The sequence below is a fragment of the Pelorhabdus sp. sgz311001 genome (genome assembly GCF_055901755.1).
Window position 1 is genome coordinate 1,031,388 of record NZ_JBVXUT010000001.1, and the last position, 20,970, is coordinate 1,052,357.

17 protein-coding genes are annotated in these 20,970 nt (G+C 40.6%); 3 read left to right on the forward strand and 14 right to left on the reverse strand.

Annotated features, from left to right (window positions below; genetic code table 11):
• Window positions 1-173: 173 nt before the first annotated feature.
• From AC0MXB_RS05365 to AC0MXB_RS05385, 5 genes are all read right to left on the reverse strand, one after another.
• Window positions 174-545, reverse strand: coding sequence for a DUF1667 domain-containing protein (locus tag AC0MXB_RS05365; protein WP_474038578.1), 372 nt, complete (start codon window positions 543-545; stop codon window positions 174-176).
• Window positions 542-1,825: an NAD(P)/FAD-dependent oxidoreductase gene (locus tag AC0MXB_RS05370; RefSeq protein WP_474038579.1), complete on the reverse strand. Its 1,284-nt coding sequence runs from the start codon at window positions 1,823-1,825 to the stop codon at window positions 542-544. The genes AC0MXB_RS05365 and AC0MXB_RS05370 overlap by 4 nt, the downstream gene beginning before the upstream one ends.
• Entirely contained in the window at window positions 1,818-3,299 is a 1,482-nt protein-coding gene (locus AC0MXB_RS05375; RefSeq protein ID WP_474038580.1) for an FAD-dependent oxidoreductase, read from the reverse strand. The genes AC0MXB_RS05370 and AC0MXB_RS05375 overlap by 8 nt, the downstream gene beginning before the upstream one ends.
• Before the next feature lie 46 nt (window positions 3,300-3,345).
• Window positions 3,346-4,842, reverse strand: coding sequence for a glycerol kinase GlpK (gene glpK, locus AC0MXB_RS05380; protein WP_474038581.1), 1,497 nt, complete (start codon window positions 4,840-4,842; stop codon window positions 3,346-3,348).
• Between the two features lie 208 nt (window positions 4,843-5,050).
• Window positions 5,051-5,620: a glycerol-3-phosphate responsive antiterminator gene (locus tag AC0MXB_RS05385; protein WP_474038582.1), complete on the reverse strand. Its 570-nt coding sequence runs from the start codon at window positions 5,618-5,620 to the stop codon at window positions 5,051-5,053.
• A gap of 136 nt (window positions 5,621-5,756) precedes the next feature.
• Here AC0MXB_RS05385 and lexA point away from each other — a divergent pair, with 136 nt between their 5' ends.
• The gene (lexA, locus tag AC0MXB_RS05390) at window positions 5,757-6,389 is read left to right on the forward strand and encodes a transcriptional repressor LexA (protein ID WP_474038583.1); all 633 of its coding nucleotides are present in this window, start codon (window positions 5,757-5,759) and stop codon (window positions 6,387-6,389) included.
• Between the two features lie 86 nt (window positions 6,390-6,475).
• Here lexA and AC0MXB_RS05395 read toward each other — a convergent pair whose 3' ends face one another.
• The 6 genes from AC0MXB_RS05395 to AC0MXB_RS05420 form a co-directional block, all read right to left on the reverse strand.
• A complete protein-coding gene (locus AC0MXB_RS05395; RefSeq protein WP_474038584.1) occupies window positions 6,476-7,711 on the reverse strand; it encodes a VanW family protein in 1,236 nt (411 codons plus the stop codon).
• Window positions 7,712-7,865: 154 nt separating this feature from the next.
• Window positions 7,866-8,735 (reverse strand): PRC-barrel domain-containing protein, encoded by an 870-nt coding sequence (locus AC0MXB_RS05400; protein ID WP_474038585.1) that lies wholly within the window; start codon window positions 8,733-8,735, stop codon window positions 7,866-7,868.
• Window positions 8,736-8,767: 32 nt separating this feature from the next.
• On the reverse strand, window positions 8,768-10,609 hold the full coding sequence (locus tag AC0MXB_RS05405) for a hypothetical protein (protein ID WP_474038586.1): 1,842 nt from the start codon (window positions 10,607-10,609) through the stop codon (window positions 8,768-8,770).
• Window positions 10,610-10,699: 90 nt separating this feature from the next.
• Window positions 10,700-11,962, reverse strand: a complete 1,263-nt coding sequence (locus AC0MXB_RS05410; RefSeq protein ID WP_474038587.1) for a methionine gamma-lyase family protein — start codon at window positions 11,960-11,962, stop codon at window positions 10,700-10,702.
• Window positions 11,959-13,767: a GTPase HflX gene (hflX, locus tag AC0MXB_RS05415; RefSeq protein ID WP_474038588.1), complete on the reverse strand. Its 1,809-nt coding sequence runs from the start codon at window positions 13,765-13,767 to the stop codon at window positions 11,959-11,961. Before hflX ends, AC0MXB_RS05410 begins: the two co-directional genes overlap by 4 nt.
• Window positions 13,768-13,895: 128 nt before the next feature.
• Entirely contained in the window at window positions 13,896-14,657 is a 762-nt protein-coding gene (locus tag AC0MXB_RS05420) for a LamB/YcsF family protein (RefSeq protein WP_474038589.1), read from the reverse strand.
• Window positions 14,658-14,929: 272 nt separating this feature from the next.
• Between AC0MXB_RS05420 and AC0MXB_RS05425 the strand changes: the two genes are divergently transcribed.
• Window positions 14,930-15,181 carry a hypothetical protein gene (locus AC0MXB_RS05425; protein ID WP_474038590.1) on the forward strand — a complete coding sequence of 84 codons (252 nt, stop codon included), beginning with the start codon at window positions 14,930-14,932 and terminating at the stop codon, window positions 15,179-15,181.
• Window positions 15,182-15,452: 271 nt separating this feature from the next.
• Complete coding sequence (locus AC0MXB_RS05430; RefSeq protein ID WP_474038591.1) at window positions 15,453-16,727, forward strand: Nramp family divalent metal transporter; 1,275 nt, start codon at window positions 15,453-15,455, stop codon at window positions 16,725-16,727.
• 277 nt (window positions 16,728-17,004) lie between these two features.
• Here AC0MXB_RS05430 and AC0MXB_RS05435 read toward each other — a convergent pair whose 3' ends face one another.
• The 3 genes from AC0MXB_RS05435 to AC0MXB_RS05445 form a co-directional block, all read right to left on the reverse strand.
• A complete protein-coding gene (locus AC0MXB_RS05435) occupies window positions 17,005-18,063 on the reverse strand; it encodes a 5-oxoprolinase subunit C family protein (protein ID WP_474038592.1) in 1,059 nt (352 codons plus the stop codon).
• A complete protein-coding gene (gene pxpB / locus AC0MXB_RS05440; RefSeq protein ID WP_474038593.1) occupies window positions 18,060-18,830 on the reverse strand; it encodes a 5-oxoprolinase subunit PxpB in 771 nt (256 codons plus the stop codon). Before pxpB ends, AC0MXB_RS05435 begins: the two co-directional genes overlap by 4 nt.
• A gap of 104 nt (window positions 18,831-18,934) precedes the next feature.
• Window positions 18,935-20,959: a SpoIIE family protein phosphatase gene (locus AC0MXB_RS05445; protein ID WP_474038594.1), complete on the reverse strand. Its 2,025-nt coding sequence runs from the start codon at window positions 20,957-20,959 to the stop codon at window positions 18,935-18,937.
• Window positions 20,960-20,970 lie beyond the last annotated feature (11 nt).

Consider the following 20,970-nt stretch of genomic DNA (forward strand, 5'->3'; position numbering starts at 1 on the left):
TATAAAACTAAAAATTCCCATAAAAAATCAGGAGGAGTCCTTGGTGCAGACTCCTCCTGATCAACTACTTACATCATATTCAAATTAAGTTTCTAAAATCATTTTCCGCATAAGACCTTATATAAAATATAATATAAGATCTTATGTTATAAGTAAAGAAAATTTTACAAATCTTACTGGGCAGCTACATCGCGAGTTGCCACAATATCAACACCCAAGTTAAGAATGTTTGAATAAACAATGTCGCCTTCTACGATTGGTGCTGTTACAGCAACAGTTGATAAGCAGCGTGCCGCAGCAATAACCTTATCTTTCGGTAAAGCTGGTTTTGAAATAACTGGCAAAAGATGCAATTCGCCGCCTGTTACTTTCACTGTAGTGGTTAAAGTTCTCTTTGGATCAGTAACCTCTTGTTTCGCATAGTTTACGCCCCGTTGGCAGGTAAATCCTACAACATCAATGATATTTTCATTATCAAAAATGACTTTTCCCTGACAGCTCATGGGGCAAACAATACAACTGATCGCTTGTTCTCTTTGACTCATTTGCTTGCCGCCTCCTTAATTTCAACAATTAATTCTTGAGCGTCAGCAGGAACCTTATTACTAGGTACCTGCATGATAATCATTTCGCCAGGTTTGGCAATCGCTAGCTTTTTGGAAGCAATGACTTCTTCCTGTATTTTCACTTCCAGAACCAATTGTCGTTTCGGCTCGCGCACACGCATAAAGAGTCGTAAAGGTTCAGACTCACCTGTTTCTTTGTGCACGGCGATTTGCTGCGGCACAACAGTTCTTACTTCGCCGACTGCTTTTACCTGAATCATATGGTCAGGCTTTTCCAAATTGTCTTTTACATAAAGCGCCGCATACCTTCCGGCAATTTCGCCTTCTTCAGAAACGAAGTCAACAAGATCATGAACGTGTACCACATTGCCTGCCGCAAAATAGCCTGGCCGACTTGTTTGGCGATGTTGATCCACGATCGGTCCCGAAGTAATGCGGTCAATAGCAACAAGATCACGAGATAGCTCATTTTCCGGAATTAAACCGACCGATAACAGTAGACAGTCACATTCAATATCAAACTCAGTGCCGGGAATCGGCTGCATTTTCGCATCAACACCCGCGCAAGTAACGCCAGTTACACGATCATGGCCATGAATCGCTACGACTGTATGGGCTAAATGCAGAGGAATATCAAAATCCTCTAGACACTGAACTACATTACGAGTTAAGCCGTTAGAATAGGGCATAATTTCTAGAACGCCTTCCACTTTAGCACCTTCTAGTGTTAGACGTCTAGCCATAATAAGACCGATATCGCCTGAGCCTAATATAACAATCTTTTTGCCAGGAATATAGCCTTCCATATTCGTCATACGTTGAGCTGCACCGGCGGTAAATACGCCAGCAGGTCGTTCCCCAGGAATACGAATTGCACCACGCGTTCTTTCGCGGCACCCCATTGTAAAAATAACAGCTTTAGCCGTAATTTGAAATAATCCAAGTGTAGGACTGATAGCGATGGCCGTCTTATGATCGCTAACCTCTAAAATCATCGTATCAAGCATAATATCGATGACGCTAGCATCTTCCTTTACCATTTGAATGAATCGTCGTGCATAACCAGGTCCGGTCAATTCCTCTTTGAAACGTTGCAAGCCAAATCCATTGTGGATACATTGCTGCAAAATACCACCAAGTTCTCTATCACGTTCCACAATAAGGATATTCTTGATTCCCTGGGCAGCAGCACTATGAGCAGCAGCAAGACCAGCTGGGCCGCCGCCAATAATTAAAATATCATACTCTTTGTTATTCATGATCAGCCACCTCGCAAGTTCCGGGAATTTTATCAAAAAACAGATAGGAATTTACCGTTTCCTTGCGAACCGCTGTAATCGGAATATTTAATTCCCTTGCTAAGATCGCTGTAACTCTCGGGCCGCAGAAACCGCCCTGACAACGCCCCATGCCAGCCCGTGTCCGGCGTTTTACAGCATCAACTGTTTTAGCACCGCAGGGAGAATGAATCGCATCAACAATCTCACCCTCGGTAATTGTTTCGCAGCGACAAATAACTCGTCCATAAAGCGGATTTTCAGCAATCGCTGCTTCCTTTTCTGGCAAAGAAAGCTCACGGAAAATTACTTTACGGGGATTACGCGCATTGAAATCTTCTTTTTTTACAAGCGTTACGCCTTGTTCAGAAAGAATTCTAGCAACTTCCTCCGCAATGGCTGGAGCTGATGTAAGACCTGGCGATTGAATTCCACCAGCATGAATTAATCCCTGTGCTGTTGAAGAAGGTCGAATTACAAAATCACCCACATCGGCGACGGCTCTTAAGCCGGAAAATTCAGTAATAGCCGCATTTAAAGGAAGACCTTCCAACAAGCGCTTTGCACCAGTAATGATTTCATTCATCCCTTCACTGGTGGTAGCCACATCTTCCTTATCAGCAATATTTTGTGCATTAGGACCAATAAAAATATTGCCATGAATCGTCGGTGCAATGAGAATACCTTTCGAGTCATTGCGAGGTACAGGGAAAATCACGGAGTTCACTAAATGACTGACGCTGCGATCAAACAGGATATACTCCCCTTTACGCGGTGTAATCTTAAAGCTAAGATCATCAGCCATCTTTGCTACATCATCGGCATGAATTCCTGCTGTATTAATAATATAGTCGGTTTGAATGATTCCCTGCGGGATGCTCACACTGACTACTTTACCATTTGTCATATTTATACCCATAACTGGCGACTCTGTAAATACTTTTACACCATTACGGACTGCATTTTCCGCAAAGGCAAGCGCAGCGCCAAAAGGAAGAAACACGCCAGCGGACGGTGCCCATAAAGCACCGCAAACCGTAGGATTTAAATGAGGTTCGCGTTCTAGCAATTCTTCTCTTGATAAAATTTCCAAACCAGGAACACCATTTTCTTTGCCGCGTTCATAAAGTGATTCCAGGGTTTTCATATCATCAGGCAAAGCTGCTACAACAAGAGAACCAGTCCATCGAATATCAAGATCCAATTCATCTTCCAACTGATGATACAACTCATTGCCTCGTACATTAAATTTAGCTTTTAACGTTCCAGGCGTAGCATCAAAACCAGCATGCAAGATGGCACTGTTCGCTTTTGTCGTCCCGACGCCGATATCGGTTTCCTTTTCTACTAATACTACATCAATTTTATATTTGGCAAGTTCTCTGGCAATAGCTGTGCCAACGATCCCTCCGCCAATTATAACGACATCAGTTTTTGCTATAACTTTATTTGGCATCCTATTCACATCCCATTGTTTTCAGTAATCAGGGGATGGGAAGAAATTAATCTTCCCAATCCATCGCGCGAGTTACGGCTTTGCGCCATTTCGTATACAATTTTGCTCTTTCAGCATCATCCATTTGGCATTCAAACCGTTGATTAAGCTGCCAGTTTTTCACTAGATCTTCTTTATTTTTCCACACTCCCACAGCCAATCCGGCTAAATAAGCTGCTCCTAAAGCTGTTGTTTCGGTAACTTGTGGCCGATCCACAGGAACTCCGAGCAGATCGCTTTGGAACTGCATCAAAAGGTTATTGCTTACTGCGCCGCCATCTACTTTTAAGGCCTGCAGAGTGATTCCTGAGTCTGCTTCCATGGCACTAAGAACATCTTTCGTCTGGTAGCACAAAGAATCCAGTGTCGCCCGAATGAGATGGGATTTGTTGGTTCCTCTAGTAAGACCTAAAATAGCACCTCTGGCCTTCATATCCCAATACGGAGCGCCAAGACCAGTAAAGGCAGGAACTACATACACACCGCCAGCATCAGGTACTTTTTGCGCAAAATATTCCGAATCAGCCGCTGTTTCAATCATTTTCAAACCGTCGCGCAACCATTGAATGGCAGCACCGGCAACAAAAATACTACCTTCAAGAGCATATTCTACTTTTCCATCAAGGCCCCAGGCAATTGTTGTCAATAACCCATTTTTAGAATCATAAAGATTAGAGCCCGTATTCATAAGCATAAAGCAACCAGTTCCATAGGTGTTTTTCGCCATACCAGGTTGGAAACAAGTTTGACCAAAAAGTGCTGCTTGTTGGTCGCCTGCAATACCTGCAATGGGCACCTCAACGCCATAGAAGAACTTGGCATCGGTATGACCATATACTTGACTTGATGGGCAAACCTGAGGCAGCATAGATTCTGGCACTGTTAATATATCTAAAAGCTCTTTATCCCACTTTAACGAACGGATATTGTACATTAATGTACGGGAAGCATTCGAATAATCAGTTACATGAGTTTTACCGGCTGTAAGTTTCCACACCAGCCACGTATCAATCGTGCCAAATAACAGATCACCTTTTTCTGCTTTTTCTCTGGCACCTTCCACGTGATCCAGTATCCATTTTACCTTTGTACCAGAAAAATATGCATCGACGACGAGACCGGTCTTTTCCCTAATCATAGGTTCTAAGCCACGTTTTTTTATATCGTCGCATATTTCAGCAGTTTGTCGGCTTTGCCAAACAATTGCATTATAAACTGGTTTTCCCGTATTCTTATCCCAAACAACCGTTGTTTCACGTTGGTTAGTGATCCCGATCGCAGCAATTTCATTAGGACTAATTCCGACTTTAGCAATAACTTCCGAGGCAACGCCCAGTTGTGTACTCCAGATTTCTTCTGCATCATGTTCTACCCAGCCTGGTTTAGGGAAAATCTGAGTGAATTCTTTCTGCGCTACCGTAACAATGTTTGATTCTTGGTCGAATAGAATAGCTCTTGAACTTGTTGTTCCTTGATCCAGTGCCAAAACATATTTTTTTGTCATGGTAAATTCACTTCCTATTCTTGTAATTTTGTTAGATTAGAGAGAATAACAAAAGCCCAATAAACACCCCTCCCCGATATGAAAGAATGCTTATTGGACTTCTCTATCACTCTCGTCCCCCCATATAAATTTGTATAATATTAGAAATTATACTTTTTTCACAGGAATCCTGCTTATTTAAAATATTATTTTGAATATTATTAAAAAATTATTGCCATAAAGCACGACAACTCGTACTTACAGCACAAATTCCTTTATTTGTTGCTGCTGTAATATCTTCCGGCAACGTTACAAGCCCACCAGCGAGAATCGGTAACCCCGTTTTTTTGATTAACTCTTTCACTACAAAATCGGGAACCGAAGCTGGTAAAACTTCAACTGCATCAGGTCTTGCTTTCGTTAAAAGGTGTAATCCCTGTTTTAATGCTTCTGAATCCATCACAAAAAGACGTTGAATAACTATCATACCTTCTTCTCTAGCCACTTTACCCAGATGACTTTTCGTTGTAATAATTGCCTTAATTCCCATGCGAGCGAGAAATCGTATTCCAGCCTCATCTTTGCCAATTCCCTGCAGCAAGTCTAAATGTGCCACAAGTCGTTTTTTATGTTGAAGCGAAAGCTGCAACAACTGAGGCAATACTAAAATATCACCAAATAAGACAAAAATACTTTCTGCCTGCGTTTGTTCTAAAGCATACTTAAAATCATCGAAGGTTCGAGCAGCTGGAATGACTGGTCCCGTTCCCAGCAATCGAAGAAAATCACTTTTTTCCATAACAGGTCTCCTTTTAATCCAATATATAATAATTTTCCACAAAATACAGATAAAATCCTGCCAATACGAACGAACGTTTGAAAAGAAGCAATTTCGTGCTATAATAGAGCAAGAAATATAGTTGGGGTGATAATCTGTGCATGGTCAAACAATTAAAGAAGGGTTATTGACGAATCGTCAAAAGTTAATCCTTTCTTATATACGGAAAAGTGTAAGAGAAAAGGGTTATCCTCCTTCAGTCAGGGAAATTGGCGAAGCTGTTGGCTTGAGTTCTAGTTCGACCGTTCACAGTCATTTGATTAAATTGCAAGAACTTGGTTTTATTCGTCGCGATCCTACAAAACCACGCGCCTTAGAATTAACGGAAGATAACAGTTGGCGACAAAAAAAAGTAATCCCAGTTCCACTGGTTGGCCGTGTTACTGCTGGTGAACCTATTTTTGCCGATGAAAACATTGAAGAGACTTATCCGATTCCCAATGCATTATTAAGAAACAACGAAAATGTTTTTATGCTTACCGTACAAGGCGAAAGCATGATTAATGCCGGTATTTTAGATGGTGATTACATTATTGTTCGCGAACAGTCCTTTGCTGACAATCATGATATCGTTGTCGCCTTGCTTGATGGCGAAGCGGCAACAGTAAAACGTTTTTTTAAAGAAAAAAACCGAATTCGCTTGCAACCAGAAAATGATGCAATGGAACCAATCTATGCTGACTCCGTACAAATTCTGGGCAAGGTGATTGGCGTGTATCGGCAAATCTAAAAAAAAACTTAAAAAAATCAGCCTGGATACTATTAAGTATTCGGCTGATTTTTATTTTATAACCAACTTGTCTTCACGATTGTCATCTATTTTGTTTTTCCTGCTGATTGCGTTCCCACGAGAATCACTCGATCTGTAGGTAAAAATTCATCCGTTGCCAAAAGTTCTCGGCTGATTTCCTGTTCATTTATTTTTTTGATGCGATAAGTAGATATTCGATAGCCGCGCTGCCCTGCTTCAAGAACCTTCTCAACACCAGAAGGCAATGAAGCATCTTGTTTCACAATGACATTTGGTTCAAGAATTTTTTTATTAGCTGATACAATTTCAATGGTCGGCGCCATCACATTTTTTTTACCGAAAACAGTGATTGTAAGAAAATTCCCATTCACTTCACTGGTAATATATATTGGCGTCGTCGAGGTGTTTTTAAAACGAAAATCTAATAAATTATCAGCTACTGTGGCATCAAGCCCTAAAGGAACATAGCTTGGCGGACTAAAATGAGTTGATCTTTCCACTACTGTCATATCAGCTAGGAGAATTGCATTATAAAGCGTGCTACTTACTTGGCATACGCCGCCACCAATATCAGGAACAAGTTTCCCCTCAACAAAAACGGGAGCTTCCTGAAAACCAAGTTCAGCTAACCGTGATCCTACTGCATCATTAAAGCTAAAAATACTGTCTGGTTTTACCAGAATACCGTTAATTTTAGCTGCCGCTAGTAATACATTTTGACTACGACCCCAGTCGGAGCTATTAAATTCGGTTTGATAAGAAGCTAAAATCCCATCTATCGACTGTAAATCAGTTGCTAAAATAGCTGGAGTTAAGGTATCGCAGACTAGCGCTGTTGTAACGTATCTATGCTTTTGCAGTTCCTCTTCCACCATATTAACTGTTTTATCAACATCAATCTTTTGACCCGTTTTTTCGGGTACAATACGAACTTCAGAGTTCTGCATAATAACAGTAGCATTTTTCGGTTCTTGATTCATTGCTTCAGCTGCCTTTTGTACAGCTAGCTGCAACTTATTTTGATTAAATTTTGCTGCCAAAAGAACCTCTTTGCCATAATTATTAGCAAGATAACGATCTTGCAGTTGCTGGAGAAAAGAGCCTTTACGGCCTACTGCATAGGCTTCATCAATAATCTGATCAATAGAAATGGAAAAATCAATTTCTTCAAGTGGAACTACAATACTTTTATCACCACTAACTAAAATAATGCCTTGAGGTAGTGTGGAATCGGACCAGACAGCTTCTAATTTATGACGGGCGGCTTGTTTTGACAAGCCGCCCAATTCAAGATGGTCCACTGTAACTCCTTGAAAAATCTCATCACTCACCCAAAAAGCAGTATTTGCAGCAGCAAAGCTTACAAGACTAAATAAGGAAATAATACTTAGAAAGAAAGCACCATAAACTACTCTTTGTCTTGAAAAAGATCTTTGCACAGTTTTCTGCACTTCCTTACTGGATGCTCATAGAAAGTTCAACGAATTTACCACCTAATTTAGCTTTTTGAATAACTTCTTCGGTAATTTCACCGCCTTGTTCTACAATAACTACCCCATTATCCATTTCAATGCGACGATTTGCTTTTTTCCCAAGCAAATATTTTCTTTGTCTTTCGTCAAACTTCTTTGAAGCTTCTTCAGAACGCGCATCTTTAGCAGGCTCTTTAGCTGCTGGAGCTTCTACTTTTGCTGGTTCTACTTTTACTGGCTCCGGCTCTGGTGTTGCTTTAACGACAGGCTCTGAGACTATGGCAGGTTCAACAATCGGTTCGACAATTGGTTCCGGTTCGGGAATAATTGTCGTAGGTTCTGTCTCAATCGAAGTGGGAACTGTTTCAACTGGAGTACTTACAGCCACAGCAGCTGTTCCGTCCGTAATAGTAACTTCCTTACCAAAAGTTACTACTTGTGCTGACGATATCGTTGTCATATTTCCATTCATATCCTCAACATCGCAAGTAACGATTTTTCCAGCCTCATCGACAATAATATCAACGACTTTACCTTGAATTTGGCCTGTTTTCGTCAAAATTTTAGATCCAATAATTTTAACATCAATATTTAATAATTCAAGTAATTCCGGAGAATCTAAAATGGAACTTACCGAATCGCCTTTTTCAATAGTAACGGCATATTGGCCAATTCCGCTGATCTGAGAAAAGGGAAATGTTTTTGCTCCCATAAACCATTTTACATCTTCAATTAATAGGGCTGTTACTTCTTTTGCTGTAGGATTAATAACTAAATCTTTTACAACGCCTAATTCGCGCCCTTCATCAATGCTAATGACAGGCAATCCAATAATTTCTACACTCTTTTTCATTCTTTACTGATCCTCCCAATTGTGGTGTGGCTTTAGTTTAAACTGTGCCATTGGCGAAAAGCTTCATCAATTTTATGCATAACATCGGAAGGAATTTGACCATAAGGCATGATTTCCAGCCGACTTGCTACCAAGTTTTCTTGAATAATGTTCATAAATGCAATCATTTGCTTAAATTGCTGCTGCATCATAATATCATCTGCAACTACAGCTAAAGTACAGCCCTGTTTCAATGTAGCGGCGGCTTCAGTATAGCGCCCAACAGATTTCAAAATATTACCTATCTCAAGGATAATGAACGGAGAATCATCTGTTTCTTTGTATAATTGTAAAGCTTTATGTAAAACTTGCAAAGCAGTTTCAAATTCAGCAGATTCTTTTAATTCAAAGGCATAATCAAGCAAATCATCTAATGAAACGAGCGAATCTAAATGTTCTGGCGCAACAACTGGTTCTCCAGTTGCTACTTCTTCAATAGCTGTTTCTTCAGATATTGATTCTTCAACTACTGCTTCCTCAGTTACTGCTTCCTCAGTTACTACTTCTTCAGTAACTACTTCTTCAGTAACTACTTCTTCAGTAACTACTTCTTCAGTAACTACTTCTTCAGATACTGCTTCTTCAACTACTGCTTCTTCAACTACTGCTTCTTCAACTACTGCTTCTGCAACTACCGCTTCTTCAGATACTGCTTCTTCAACTACTGCTTCTTCAATAGCTGTTTCTTCGACAACTGCTTCTTCAGTTGATGCTTCTTCAGTAACTGGTTCTTCAATAGCTATTTCTTCAATAGCTGCTTCTTCAATAACTGCTTCTTCAATAGCTGTTTCTTCGACAACTGCTTCTTCAGTTGATGCTTCTTCAGTAACTGGTTCTTCAATAGCTATTTCTTCAATAACTGTTTCTTCAATAACTGATTCTTCAATAACTGCTTCTTCAGTTGATGCTTCTTCAGTAACTGGTTCTTCAATAGCTATTTCTTCAATAACTGTTTCTTCAATAACTGATTCTTCAATAACTGATTCTTCAATAACTGCTTCTTCAGTTGCTGCTTCTTCAGTAACTGGTTCTTCAGCTACTGCTTCTTCAATAGCTGTTTCTTCAATAACTGCTTCTTCAACAACTGCATCTTCGACTACTTGCGAAATTTGGTTTTTCGCCCTCGCTTCTCTCTCTAACTCAAGTAAAGCAGCGCAAGTAGTTAGATCTGTTTGTACTGTTTCTAATGTAACAGGTAATAAAGAACTATCCGCTACATCTTGCATTTTTTTCGCAATAGACACATCGGGAAGGTCACTTGTCAGATCAGTAATAGCTTGTTTTTGCGGAAACTCTTCTAATAATTCATTAAAAGAAAAAGGTAACTGTGGCATTAATTCTTCGGGTTCTGGTGCTATTTCAGCCAAGCTAGACAATTCTTTTTCTTCTACTGGTTGTTGTATAGGTTCTGAAGAACATGGCAGGTCTTCTGCTGCCTCTTCAACAGGTAGTGCCATTTTTTCTTCTTCAATCGACGGACCTTGCATTCTAATCGAAGGTTCTATTAAAGAAAGCTCTTCATCAGCTACTGAAATGAGACCAGGGGAACAAGTGGCAGGCTGAGCTTTCGAAGCTTCCTCCCGCTCCACTTCTGTATGATAGGCCATAAAATACGAAAAAATCACAGCACAAACTGCCAAAATGCTAAGGGTTCCGGTAAGACCAGCAAAACCAACGATAAATCTTGGAATTACTACACTGATAAATAAAGAACAACAGGCACATAAAATCAGTGGTTTTATGTGAAGAGAAAAATGAAAGACCTTGTTAGCTACAATATAAATAAGATAAGTCGTGCTAGCAAGGGCAATTGTGGATATTAATAAATATTCCATAGTACCACCAATCACCGTCTTGTTGTAACATCAAGTTAATTTTATTCGACACAACCTACTCTTTTCCTGTCGTGAATTAAGTAATAGTTTTTATTTTGTCATTTTTTCTAATTCTTCTGCCGCTCCTAACGAACCAATAATGCAATGTTCAAAGGTAAGACCACCTTGCAAGTAGACAGCGTAAGGCGCTCGCATCGGTCCATCGGCACTTAATTCAATAGAAGATCCCTGAACAAAGGTACCACCAGCCATAATTACTGCATCAGGATACCCAGGCATAGCGCTTGGTTCAGGCCGAACATGGGCATCAACTGGCGAAAAAGACTGCAAGCCGCGACAGAAAGCAATCATAGCTTCCGGACTCCCCAGAGTAATTGCTTGAATAATATCGCTGCGCTTTTCTTCATACTTAGGGAATACATCATATCCCAGCGTGGAAAAGAAAGCTGCCGAAAAAATGGCGCCTTTAATGGCCTGTGCCGTTACATGAGGCGCTAAGAAAAGCCCCTGGTAAAAGAGCCGATTCCCTGCTAACGATGCTCCTAATTCTGCGCCCAACCCCGGTGAAGTAAGACGATAAGCAGCCAGATCCACATATTCTTGTTTACCGGCAATATAACCACCAGTAGGCGCAATTCCGCCGCCAGCATTCTTAATGAGAGAACCCGCCATGATATCAGCACCTACAGAAGTAGGCTCTAACGTTTCTACAAATTCACCATAGCAATTATCAACAAAGCAAATACAGTTAGGATTTACAGCATGAACAGCAGCACAAGCAGCCTCAATTTCTGCCACTGTTAACGTTTTTCTCAAGCTATAGCCGCGTGACCGTTGTAAAAGAACCATTTTTGTCTTATTTGTAATAATAGAGGGAATAGCACTTAGATCGATACCGCTGTCAATCATAGGTAGTTCTTTATAAGTAATCCCCCATTCCTTTAAAGAACCTGGCGTTTCTCTTTCCCAACCAATTAAAGTTTGCATTGTATCATAGGGTGAGCCCGTAATAGCGACAAGTTCGTCGCCTGGACGCAAAATTCCAAATAGAACACAAGATAAAGCATGCGTTCCGGAAACAAACTGTCCACGAAAAAGAGCCGCTTCGGCACCGCAAAGATCGGCCCAAATTGCATCCAGCTTATCACGTCCATTATCATCATAGGCATATCCTGTCGTTTGCTTAAAAGAATAATCAGAAACCTGATGTTGTCGAAAGCTTGCTAATATACGGCCCGTATTGATTGCTGCGACTTCGTCGATTTCTTTAAATAAAGGTTGTACGCTAGCCAAAGCTTCTTCTTTGGCAGCAAGAAGTTTTGACGAAAAATTTTGTTCCATCCAAGTTGTCATTTATTCATCTCCACAATATATTGACTGTACCGTTCCATATATTCTGACGGAATTGCCACGGTAACGACAATTCCTGTTTCTTCATAGGTCATAGATTCTACTTGGGCCACATCATGCAGTTTAGCAGCTTCACCGCCGGCACTATAAGGCAAACATAAAGTGCAACGCAAAAAATGCGTTGGTAGATGTTCTTCGATTAAATTTAAAAGCGGCGTAAGGCCAACAATAGGATCTGGGTTTAAAACAGATAAGGCAATACTATCAGGCAGTCTTGTCATTCGTTCGATCAAGTGCGGTTCAGTAATTTTGTCAATTTTATTAAATAAAGTTAGGGCTGGTTTTGTATCGCACTGGAGTTCTCGAAGAACTTGCCACACAGCTTCGCTTTGCTGTTCATACTGGGGATGGCTCGCATCAATGACATGAAGCAATAGATCAGCCTGAATGACTTCTTCTAAAGTCGCACGAAAAGCAGCTACCAGTTGATGGGGCAGTTTTTGAATAAATCCGACTGTATCAGTAAGTAAGATTTCGCGGCCGCTAGGAAGTGATATTTTTCGCGTCGTTGGGTCTAATGTGGCAAAAAGTTTATCTTCTGCTAAGACACCAGCTTCTGTCAGCTTATTGAGTAAGGTCGATTTACCAGCATTCGTATAGCCGATCAGTGCTACTGTTGATAATTTATTCTTATCGCGGCGTTCGCGGTGCAAAGAACGCTGTTTTTTTACTTTCTCCAATTCCCGTTCTACGTCAGTAATTCGCGAACGAATTCGACGCCTGTCTACTTCCAGTTTTGTTTCGCCAGGCCCCCTTGTGCCAATCCCACCGCCCAGACGAGATAAAACAAGCCCCTGGCCGCCTAGACGGGGAAGTCTGTAGCGAAGTTGGGCCAATTCTACTTGCAGCTTTCCTTCATACGTTCTAGCGCGTTGCGCAAAAATATCAAGAATAAGACCTGTTCTATCAATAATTTTTACACCAAGCATTTGTTCTAAATTTCTTTGTTGGGCCGGAGTTAATTCGTCATCAAAAATAATCAAATTAGCATTCAGTTCTTGTTTAGCAAGACTGATTTCCTGAACCTTGCCCTTGCCGATAAATAACGCAGCATCCGGTCGATCGCGTTTTTGCGAAAAGCCTCCTACGACAACAGCTCCTGCCGTAGCCGTCAGTTCAGCAAGCTCTTTTAAAGAATCTTCTACATTCCAACCTTTCGGCTGATCAAGGCCGACTAAAATAGCTCGTTCTTCTTCAATTAAAGCATGAGTCTTATCGCTTGCCGCCAAACGTCGTTCCAATAAACTGAGTAAATATACCAGATCAATTTGGCAGTTTTCAGAAATCGTCATCGGACCAATAATCTCGACCTGTTCTAAATCATCAATAAGACCTGTAATCATGCCAAAACTGATTTCAGCAGCTTCGCCATTTTTTACGCCGATTGCGGCCATAACATCAAAATGCATGTCCCGCAGGGACGCGGCATCGACCGAACTTAAACGACTATCGCCGCCGGGATGAGTATGGATACAACGAATTCCACTCAAACGATGTCTTGCTCGCCGCCCGGAAAATTCCGGCAGAGAAACGGTCTTTTGATCACCGACAGCTACAGCGGCAATTTGTCCGCGCCGATTTAGATATACTGCAATTTCACGATTTAGCACTTCTGTCAGCGCAGCCATAGAAGCGCTGAGTTCACTTGTAATCATCTGTCCATAAGGAACCGAAAATTCATAAAGAGCTTTTAATTCTTCCTGCCTATTTTGACGGATGCCTGTTAAATCACCCAGTACTTCTTTCACACCAAACACCTCTCTTGGCGAATGACAAAATAAGATAGAGACTAAATAGCCTCTATCTTATTTTATCTTTATTCATTAGAATTATCTCTATTTTACACTAGAAGAGACGACTTGGCAAAGAAATCTGCCTACTTACCAAAAGCTTGCAGAGTAACTTGTTCAGCAGCAAAGATTTCTGTGATCTTTTGGATCATTTCTACTGCGGAAGGAGTGTCGCCGTGTACACAAACTGTTTGAGCATTAATCGGAATGGTTTTACCATCAATCGTTTGGACCGTTCCATCCTTTACCATTTGCAATACTCGTTTAGCAACTTCATGAACATCATGAACTACCGATCCTTCTTGTTTGCGCGGTACAAGCTGTCCTTCTGCTGTATAGGCGCGATCCGCAAAGGCTTCTTCAACGTAAGGAATTCCTACTTCTTTTGCTGCTGTGACCATTAGCGAGTTAGCCAGACAAACCATGATTAAATTTTTATCAATGGCCGCCAAGGCTTCAGCAATCGCCTTGCCTACTGCTAAATCTTTTGCTGCTTGATTATAAAGGGCGCCATGGGCTTTAACATGCTGCAACGTAAGCCCCTCACTTTTACAAATACCAGCAAGAGCACCTACCTGATACATGACATCCGCTTTAATTTCCGCTGGGGAAGCCATGAGTACACGCCGCCCAAAACCAACTAGGTCCGGATATGACGGATGCGCACCAATCGCTACGCCATATTGTTTAGCCAACTTTACAGTTTTCACCATATTAACAGGGTCGGAAGCGTGAAAGCCACAGGCAACATTGATTGATGTTACATGAGGCATAGCTTGTTCATCATAGCCCAGCTTATAAGTGCCAAAACTTTCTCCCATGTCACAGTTTAAGTCCATTGTTTTCATGATAATCACCTCTCGCGAATTTGTACATTCATTTATATTAATTTAAAACTAGCAAGCAAGGCAAATATTTCACTTGAAACTGTGCTGTAAAAACTTTCCTTAATTATATCATACTTTCAGACTATAAACATAAATTATCATTTTGAAACTAATCTGCTCATTATTATCATGCCTAGTCTAGTTTCATTCTATATAAAAAGAAATATTTTCAAATTCAGAAAATAACATGGTAAAATAAGATGAATGAAAAAGGAGGGTAATTTCGACAAATCATGAAACGACTTTCAGACATTATTTTTTGGTCCCTTACAATTTTATGGTTATTTACCAGACAAACTACGGAAGATTCTACTTTAAAAACAGTCACTGATGTCGCTTTAACCATTGCAGCATCTATTTCGTTGTTCAATTATGGGCGACGCTATCGACAGAAGAAAGAAGAGCAGTTGCAAAAAAGTAGTTTACCAAAACGGACTACACCAAAAAGAAGTCCTAAAAAGAAAAAGCGTTCAACTAAACGCTAAAAATGAGTCAATAATATATTATAAAGACAAAAAGCTGCCTTTCAGCGAAGTGCCAACAAGCATATCGATGAAAAGTAGCTTTTTCATTATATCCTATAATACAGGGGCGTTTGGGGTAGTTGCGCCATACTAATTGTATGGATTTTTATTGCATTATGTAACCTCACAAATTTGTTGGCAACGCCATATTCTATAATTGTCAAGTGTAAATAAAATTCTGTACTACCTTTTCGTGGGGTGATTGCTGAAGAAAAAATAGGAGTGGGAGAAATTGAAAGATGAAAATTTCGTATCGAGTCCAATGACCAAACTGCCCGTTCTCTCAGATGAAGTAATCCGACAAAAAGCGCAAGGGCTATTTAAATATTTAGGGCCAGCTTTCATTGTGAGTGTGGCTTACATGGATCCTGGAAATTTCGGCACGAATATTAGTGGCGGATCGCAATTTGGCTATAACTTATTATGGGTCATATTATGGAGCAATTTTATGGCGATTTTTGTGCAAATTTTATCTGCTAAACTCGGTATTGCCACAGGAATGAATTTACCAGAACATTGCGGTAGATTTTTTTCCCGTAAAATGAACTGGATCTTTTGGTCAGTAGCAACAGTCGCAGCAATGGCCACGGATCTCGCTGAGTTTCTAGGAGGTGTTCTCGGCTTTAATTTGCTATTTGGCATCCCTTTAGTTTGGGCCGCAACCCTAACAGGCGTAATTACTTATTCAATTTGTCACTTACAAAAATATGGGCAAAAAATCATCGAACGAATCATCACGACAATGGTTGCTGTCATTAGTCTAGCTTATATTTGGGAAATGTTTATTGCCAAACCTGCTTGGAACGAGGTTTTCTATCATACAGCAGTTCCCTTCTTAAGTTCTGATAGTATCCTAGTAGCTGTAGGCATGCTGGGAGCCACCGTAATGCCTCATGTTATTTACCTGCACTCGCAGTTGGTACAAACGAGACGTAGAAATTGTCTGCAAGATTGTCTGCATCACTTCAAAATGGCTAAAATAGAAGTTTTCATTGCCATGAATATGGCTTTTATCGTAAATGCTGCCATGGTTATTGTTGCTTCCTCCGTGTTTAAAGGCAACGGCTTAGAAATCGGCGGAATAGAAGAAGCCTATCTTACCTTGCAGCCATTAATGGGAAATATGGCTGCTGGAGCCTTTGGCATTGCCCTATTAGCCTCGGGCCTCTCCTCTTCGACGGTTGGCACAATGGCCGGTGAAGTGATCTTAAAGGGCTTTCTTGGCTTTGATCTAAAGGCAAGTCTTCGTCGCCTTATTACAATGTTGCCAGCACTGGGAATCTTGATGTCTGGTATCAATCCTATGGAGGCGCTAGTCTATAGTCAAGTCATATTAAGCTTTGCTCTGCCTGCCGCGATTATTCCGCTTATGATTCTCACGAATCAAGCAAACATTATGGGAACCTTCAAAAATACATTCTTTACAAATGTGCTTGGTTGGATTGTGGTAACAGTCATTGTATTATTAAATATGATTCTCCTTTATCTTACTTTATCAAGTCGTTAACGTTAAATAATATCAATTAGGGTATCGCAAGGTATATGAGCAGTATAAAATTTGCTGCAACCCTTGCGATATTTCTTTGCATAAAATAAAGAGACCTTTACTTCCCTAACTGTAGATTGGGAAATAAAGGTCTCGCTATAGCAAATGTTCTGCCAAGTAGAACCGGGCTTGCGCCAGTATGTCGACTCTACTCACGGGTAATTCCCGCTAGCTACTCCCCTTTAGAATTATAAGGTTTTGATGCTATATTATATGTCTGAAAAACAAAAGTGATAATTTATTTTTCACTTGTTTCAACAATTTGCACATCATATCGATGATCATTTACTGTTATTACAAATTGTCTCGGTTTGCCGCTAGGCTCTTCTAAACTTTGTGTTGTAGCTACTTTCTCGGAACTAGCTAAAGGAAGTTCGTAAATCCGTTTTACTCGTTCGTCTTGCTCTGAATAAGCTTTTAAGGCGGTTTGTTCACTACAAACGGCAAATTTCACTTTATCGCCTGGTTTTAACTGCGCTAATTTCGTCCGATCGGCCCGAATAACCGTAGCCATCTTAGTATAACCGCCTGTTGTCTGACGATCAGCCATCATAATGATTGGACTGCCATGACCTGGAATTTGAATAGAGCCGAAAGCTAAAGCATCTGATACAATATCGGCACCAGAACAATGTTCGATTTTAGCGCCTTCAAAACGGAATCCCATACGGTCTGCTTCATTGGAAAGTGTATAGACCTCGCTTAAAAAAGTCTTAGTACCTTCTGGGGTAAATAAGTCATCCTGAGGTCCCAATAAAACACGAATTTCCGTAACCTCTTTATAAACCGGTAACCAGGTTTCAGGAACTTGGCGTACTTTTGCTTTTTTATCTTTACTGCAAGCCGAAAGTTGATCAGCAGCAGCTAAAGCACGTCCGCTTACACCACCAATTTTAGCTCTTGTATAAGTCGAGCGGCTTCCCATAACCAGAGGTACATCAAAGCCACCGGGCACCGCTAAATACGCACGGCAACCTTTTGTTACAGCGCCAAAAGAAAGGATCGAGTTCGCTGGTACAAGAAAACTAGACCAGTTTGCTACCGGACTGCCATTTAAAGAGGCTTGCATATCGGCACCGGCGATGGCAATACAAAGCTCCTCTTTGAATTCAAATTCACCACCGAAAAATGTCATTTCAAGCACTGCCGCATTGGCGTCATTATCTAACAGAGCATTTGCTGCTGCGGCGGCATAGTCATCCATTGCTCCTGCTACAGGCATACCGAAAGCTTGATAGCCAAAACGGCCTTTATCTTGAATCGTAGACAAAAGTCCCGGCTTACGTACTGTAATCATTTTTTCTCACCTGACTTTCTCAAATCCGCGATTTCTGCCGCTGTAAGTTCATCAATTTTAAGCTGATAAGATTTTTTTGTGACTTGATCAACAATCGCCTGATACTCTTGCTGCGAAACTGATTCAAAAAGCAGATAATCGCCTGCCGCTACCACAAATGGCTGCGACGATTCCGGCGCAAAAACGGGCAAAGGCGTACGTCCAATAAGTTGCCAGCCGCCAGGGCTTTCAATCGGATAAAAACCAGTCTGACTGCCCGCAATCCCCACGGATCCTGCCGGTATTGCCGTACGTGGTTTAGCCAGACGCGGTGTTGCGATTTTCTCGGACATACCGCCAAGATAAGGAAATCCCGGTGTAAAACCAAGCATATAGACAAGATACGGAACTGAAGTATGAATGGCGATTACTTCATCCTCCTTCATCTGATGATGCTCGGCTACAAAAGCAAGGTCAGGACCGTACTCACCACCATAGCATACAGGAAAGTGCAGCAAACGTACTTTCCCTGCCTGAGCCTCACCAGCCAGCTCCTCCTGCAAAGCTAGAACTGATTTTTGCAGGCTGTCTCTGGAAACAAGACTAGGATCAAAATCAATTAATAAAGATCGATAGGTAGGGATTAACTCTTTAACACCTGTTAGCGCTTTTGCCTGAAGCAATGCGGCTAATTTGTGCACTTGACGATTTGTCATTTCGTCAATTTCTTGACCAAATTCCACAACCAGCGAACATTCACCTGCTGTGAGAAAACGCATTTGATTCATATTATCAACTCCTGCTAGGAATAAAGTGCTTTTTTCTACTTCGCTGTAAAAGAATAATGTCCTGCCCCATCAGCTGTATAAAATTGCAAGTTCTTGTCCAAGTTTTATACTTTTTTGATTTCTAAAAAAATTGCCGATGCATCATCCCAGCGCCCAGCCTGTTCGGTTTTTGCTGTAAGCTGCTGGTATAATCGCTCATAAGAAAAACTTTTAATTTCTTCTTCCTTTAGCAAATCAAATAAGCCATCGCTGCCAAAAACAAAAACATTGCCTGTTTGCAAGGGGATTTCTACGGTAGAATATTCTACGTTTACAGGAAGTAACCCTACTAAGGAGCCAGGAAGCTTTACAACCCCCTGCTTCGATTCACAAGAAGCAATCATATAATAATTTCCGCCTGATACAATACGCAGCATCGCTGTCTTGAAGTCAATTTCAAAAAAGAGAATTGCAGCATAGCTAGACTCATCAAAGTAGCGCAACGCCTGTTGGTTTAAAGCAGCCATTTTTTCTGAGAGCGTTCCACCGTTTAAGTACATATCATGTAATAATCCATGCAAAATATGGGTGCGTAGCGCAGCAATTAAGCCATGACCTGATACATCAACAATAAAGCCGCACAATTTTTCATGATCCTCTAGCCAAATAAAATCTAATATATCACCGCTTAACTTTTCAATAGGCTTAAACAAATATTGCGCTCTTATAAATTCGTTTTCAAAAGGTTCCGGTAAAAAACCAAGCTGTACTTCAGCTGCAATATCATGAAGAGCATTTAATTCATTAAAACGTTTTACTGCCAAATCTTTTTCAGCCTTTAATTCGCCAGTACGTAAGGCTAATTTCTCATTTGCTTCTTCTAATTCAGCAGTTCGTTCGTAAATTTTCGCTTCTAAATGATTTACAAATTCATGAATTTGTTCAGCCATAGTATTAAAAGAATGCGCCAAAGTACCGACCTCGTCATCACGAAAAATAGTCGCCCGCTGTTTAAAATCACCAGCAGAAAAACGCCTCGTAGTTTCAATGAGATGATAAATGGGTTTTAAAACTTGCCCCGTACTTTTAATATACAATAAAATAGCCGTAAGAACTGCTAAGAGCGATACCCCCAAAGTCATTTTTATACTATTAGTAACGGCTGCAGTAAAAGGAGTAGCGGGAATTGCCGAAAGAATCAGCCAGTGGAGACCTTCTTTATTGTATTCCAAAACCGTTACATACAGTTTTTCACTATCATTTTCATCAAAAAGTGTAGCCCCTTGGGAATTCTTATAGTTTTCATACGCCTTAGTAATACTTTGCCGCCGCACCTCAGAGATTTGTTTTCGTTCCAAAACGGTTTGCCCATTTTCTGAGTATATTAAAAAGTTAGGTTCTCCCAGTGAATTAGCCACTAGATAACCCGTATCTTTTTCAACGATATATACAAGTCCCTTGTTGCTTTTCACCAAATCCTGTAAATACTGATTCATACGCGAAAGCGTTAGATGGGTTCCTAAAACCCCTTCAAAAGTTCCTGCTTTATTATAAATTGGATACGCTGCCGATATGGCCAAGTCATTCATAACAAAATGTTTATAAATCGGCGAAAAGACTGCTTTTCTTGTTTTCTTGGCAAGACTATACCAATCTCTTGTTCTGACGTCAAAAGGAGCTGTTTCCTGCACTAATAGAGTACTTTCGAAAGCTCTGTTTACCGCATAATAGCGAGTCCGTCCATTTGTTGACAAGGTATTTTCATAAACTTCAATCTCATTGTGGTCATTTCTTCTAGCACCAAAGTAGTCTCCCGTTTCAGAGCCATAGCTAAAACTGTAAATATCCTCTTGATTCGCTTCGATAACACTAGAAAAGTACACATTTCGTTTATGCCGATCTGATAAATCAATAATATTCTGTTCTAATAAACTGCGGTTCGCCTCATTAATAATCAGGGGATTATTAATAAACTGATCAATCTGCACGAGAAGACGCTGATTCGTATTACTTTGAATATCGGCAATGATTGTTTCTATTGAGCTGGTCCAGCTCGTAAAAACAACATAGCCAATTAAGCTGAAAGTTGTGAGGAGAATTATAATAAATAAATAGTTAATCGAATATTTTAGCAGTTTTTTTTGCAGCATTCATAAACTCT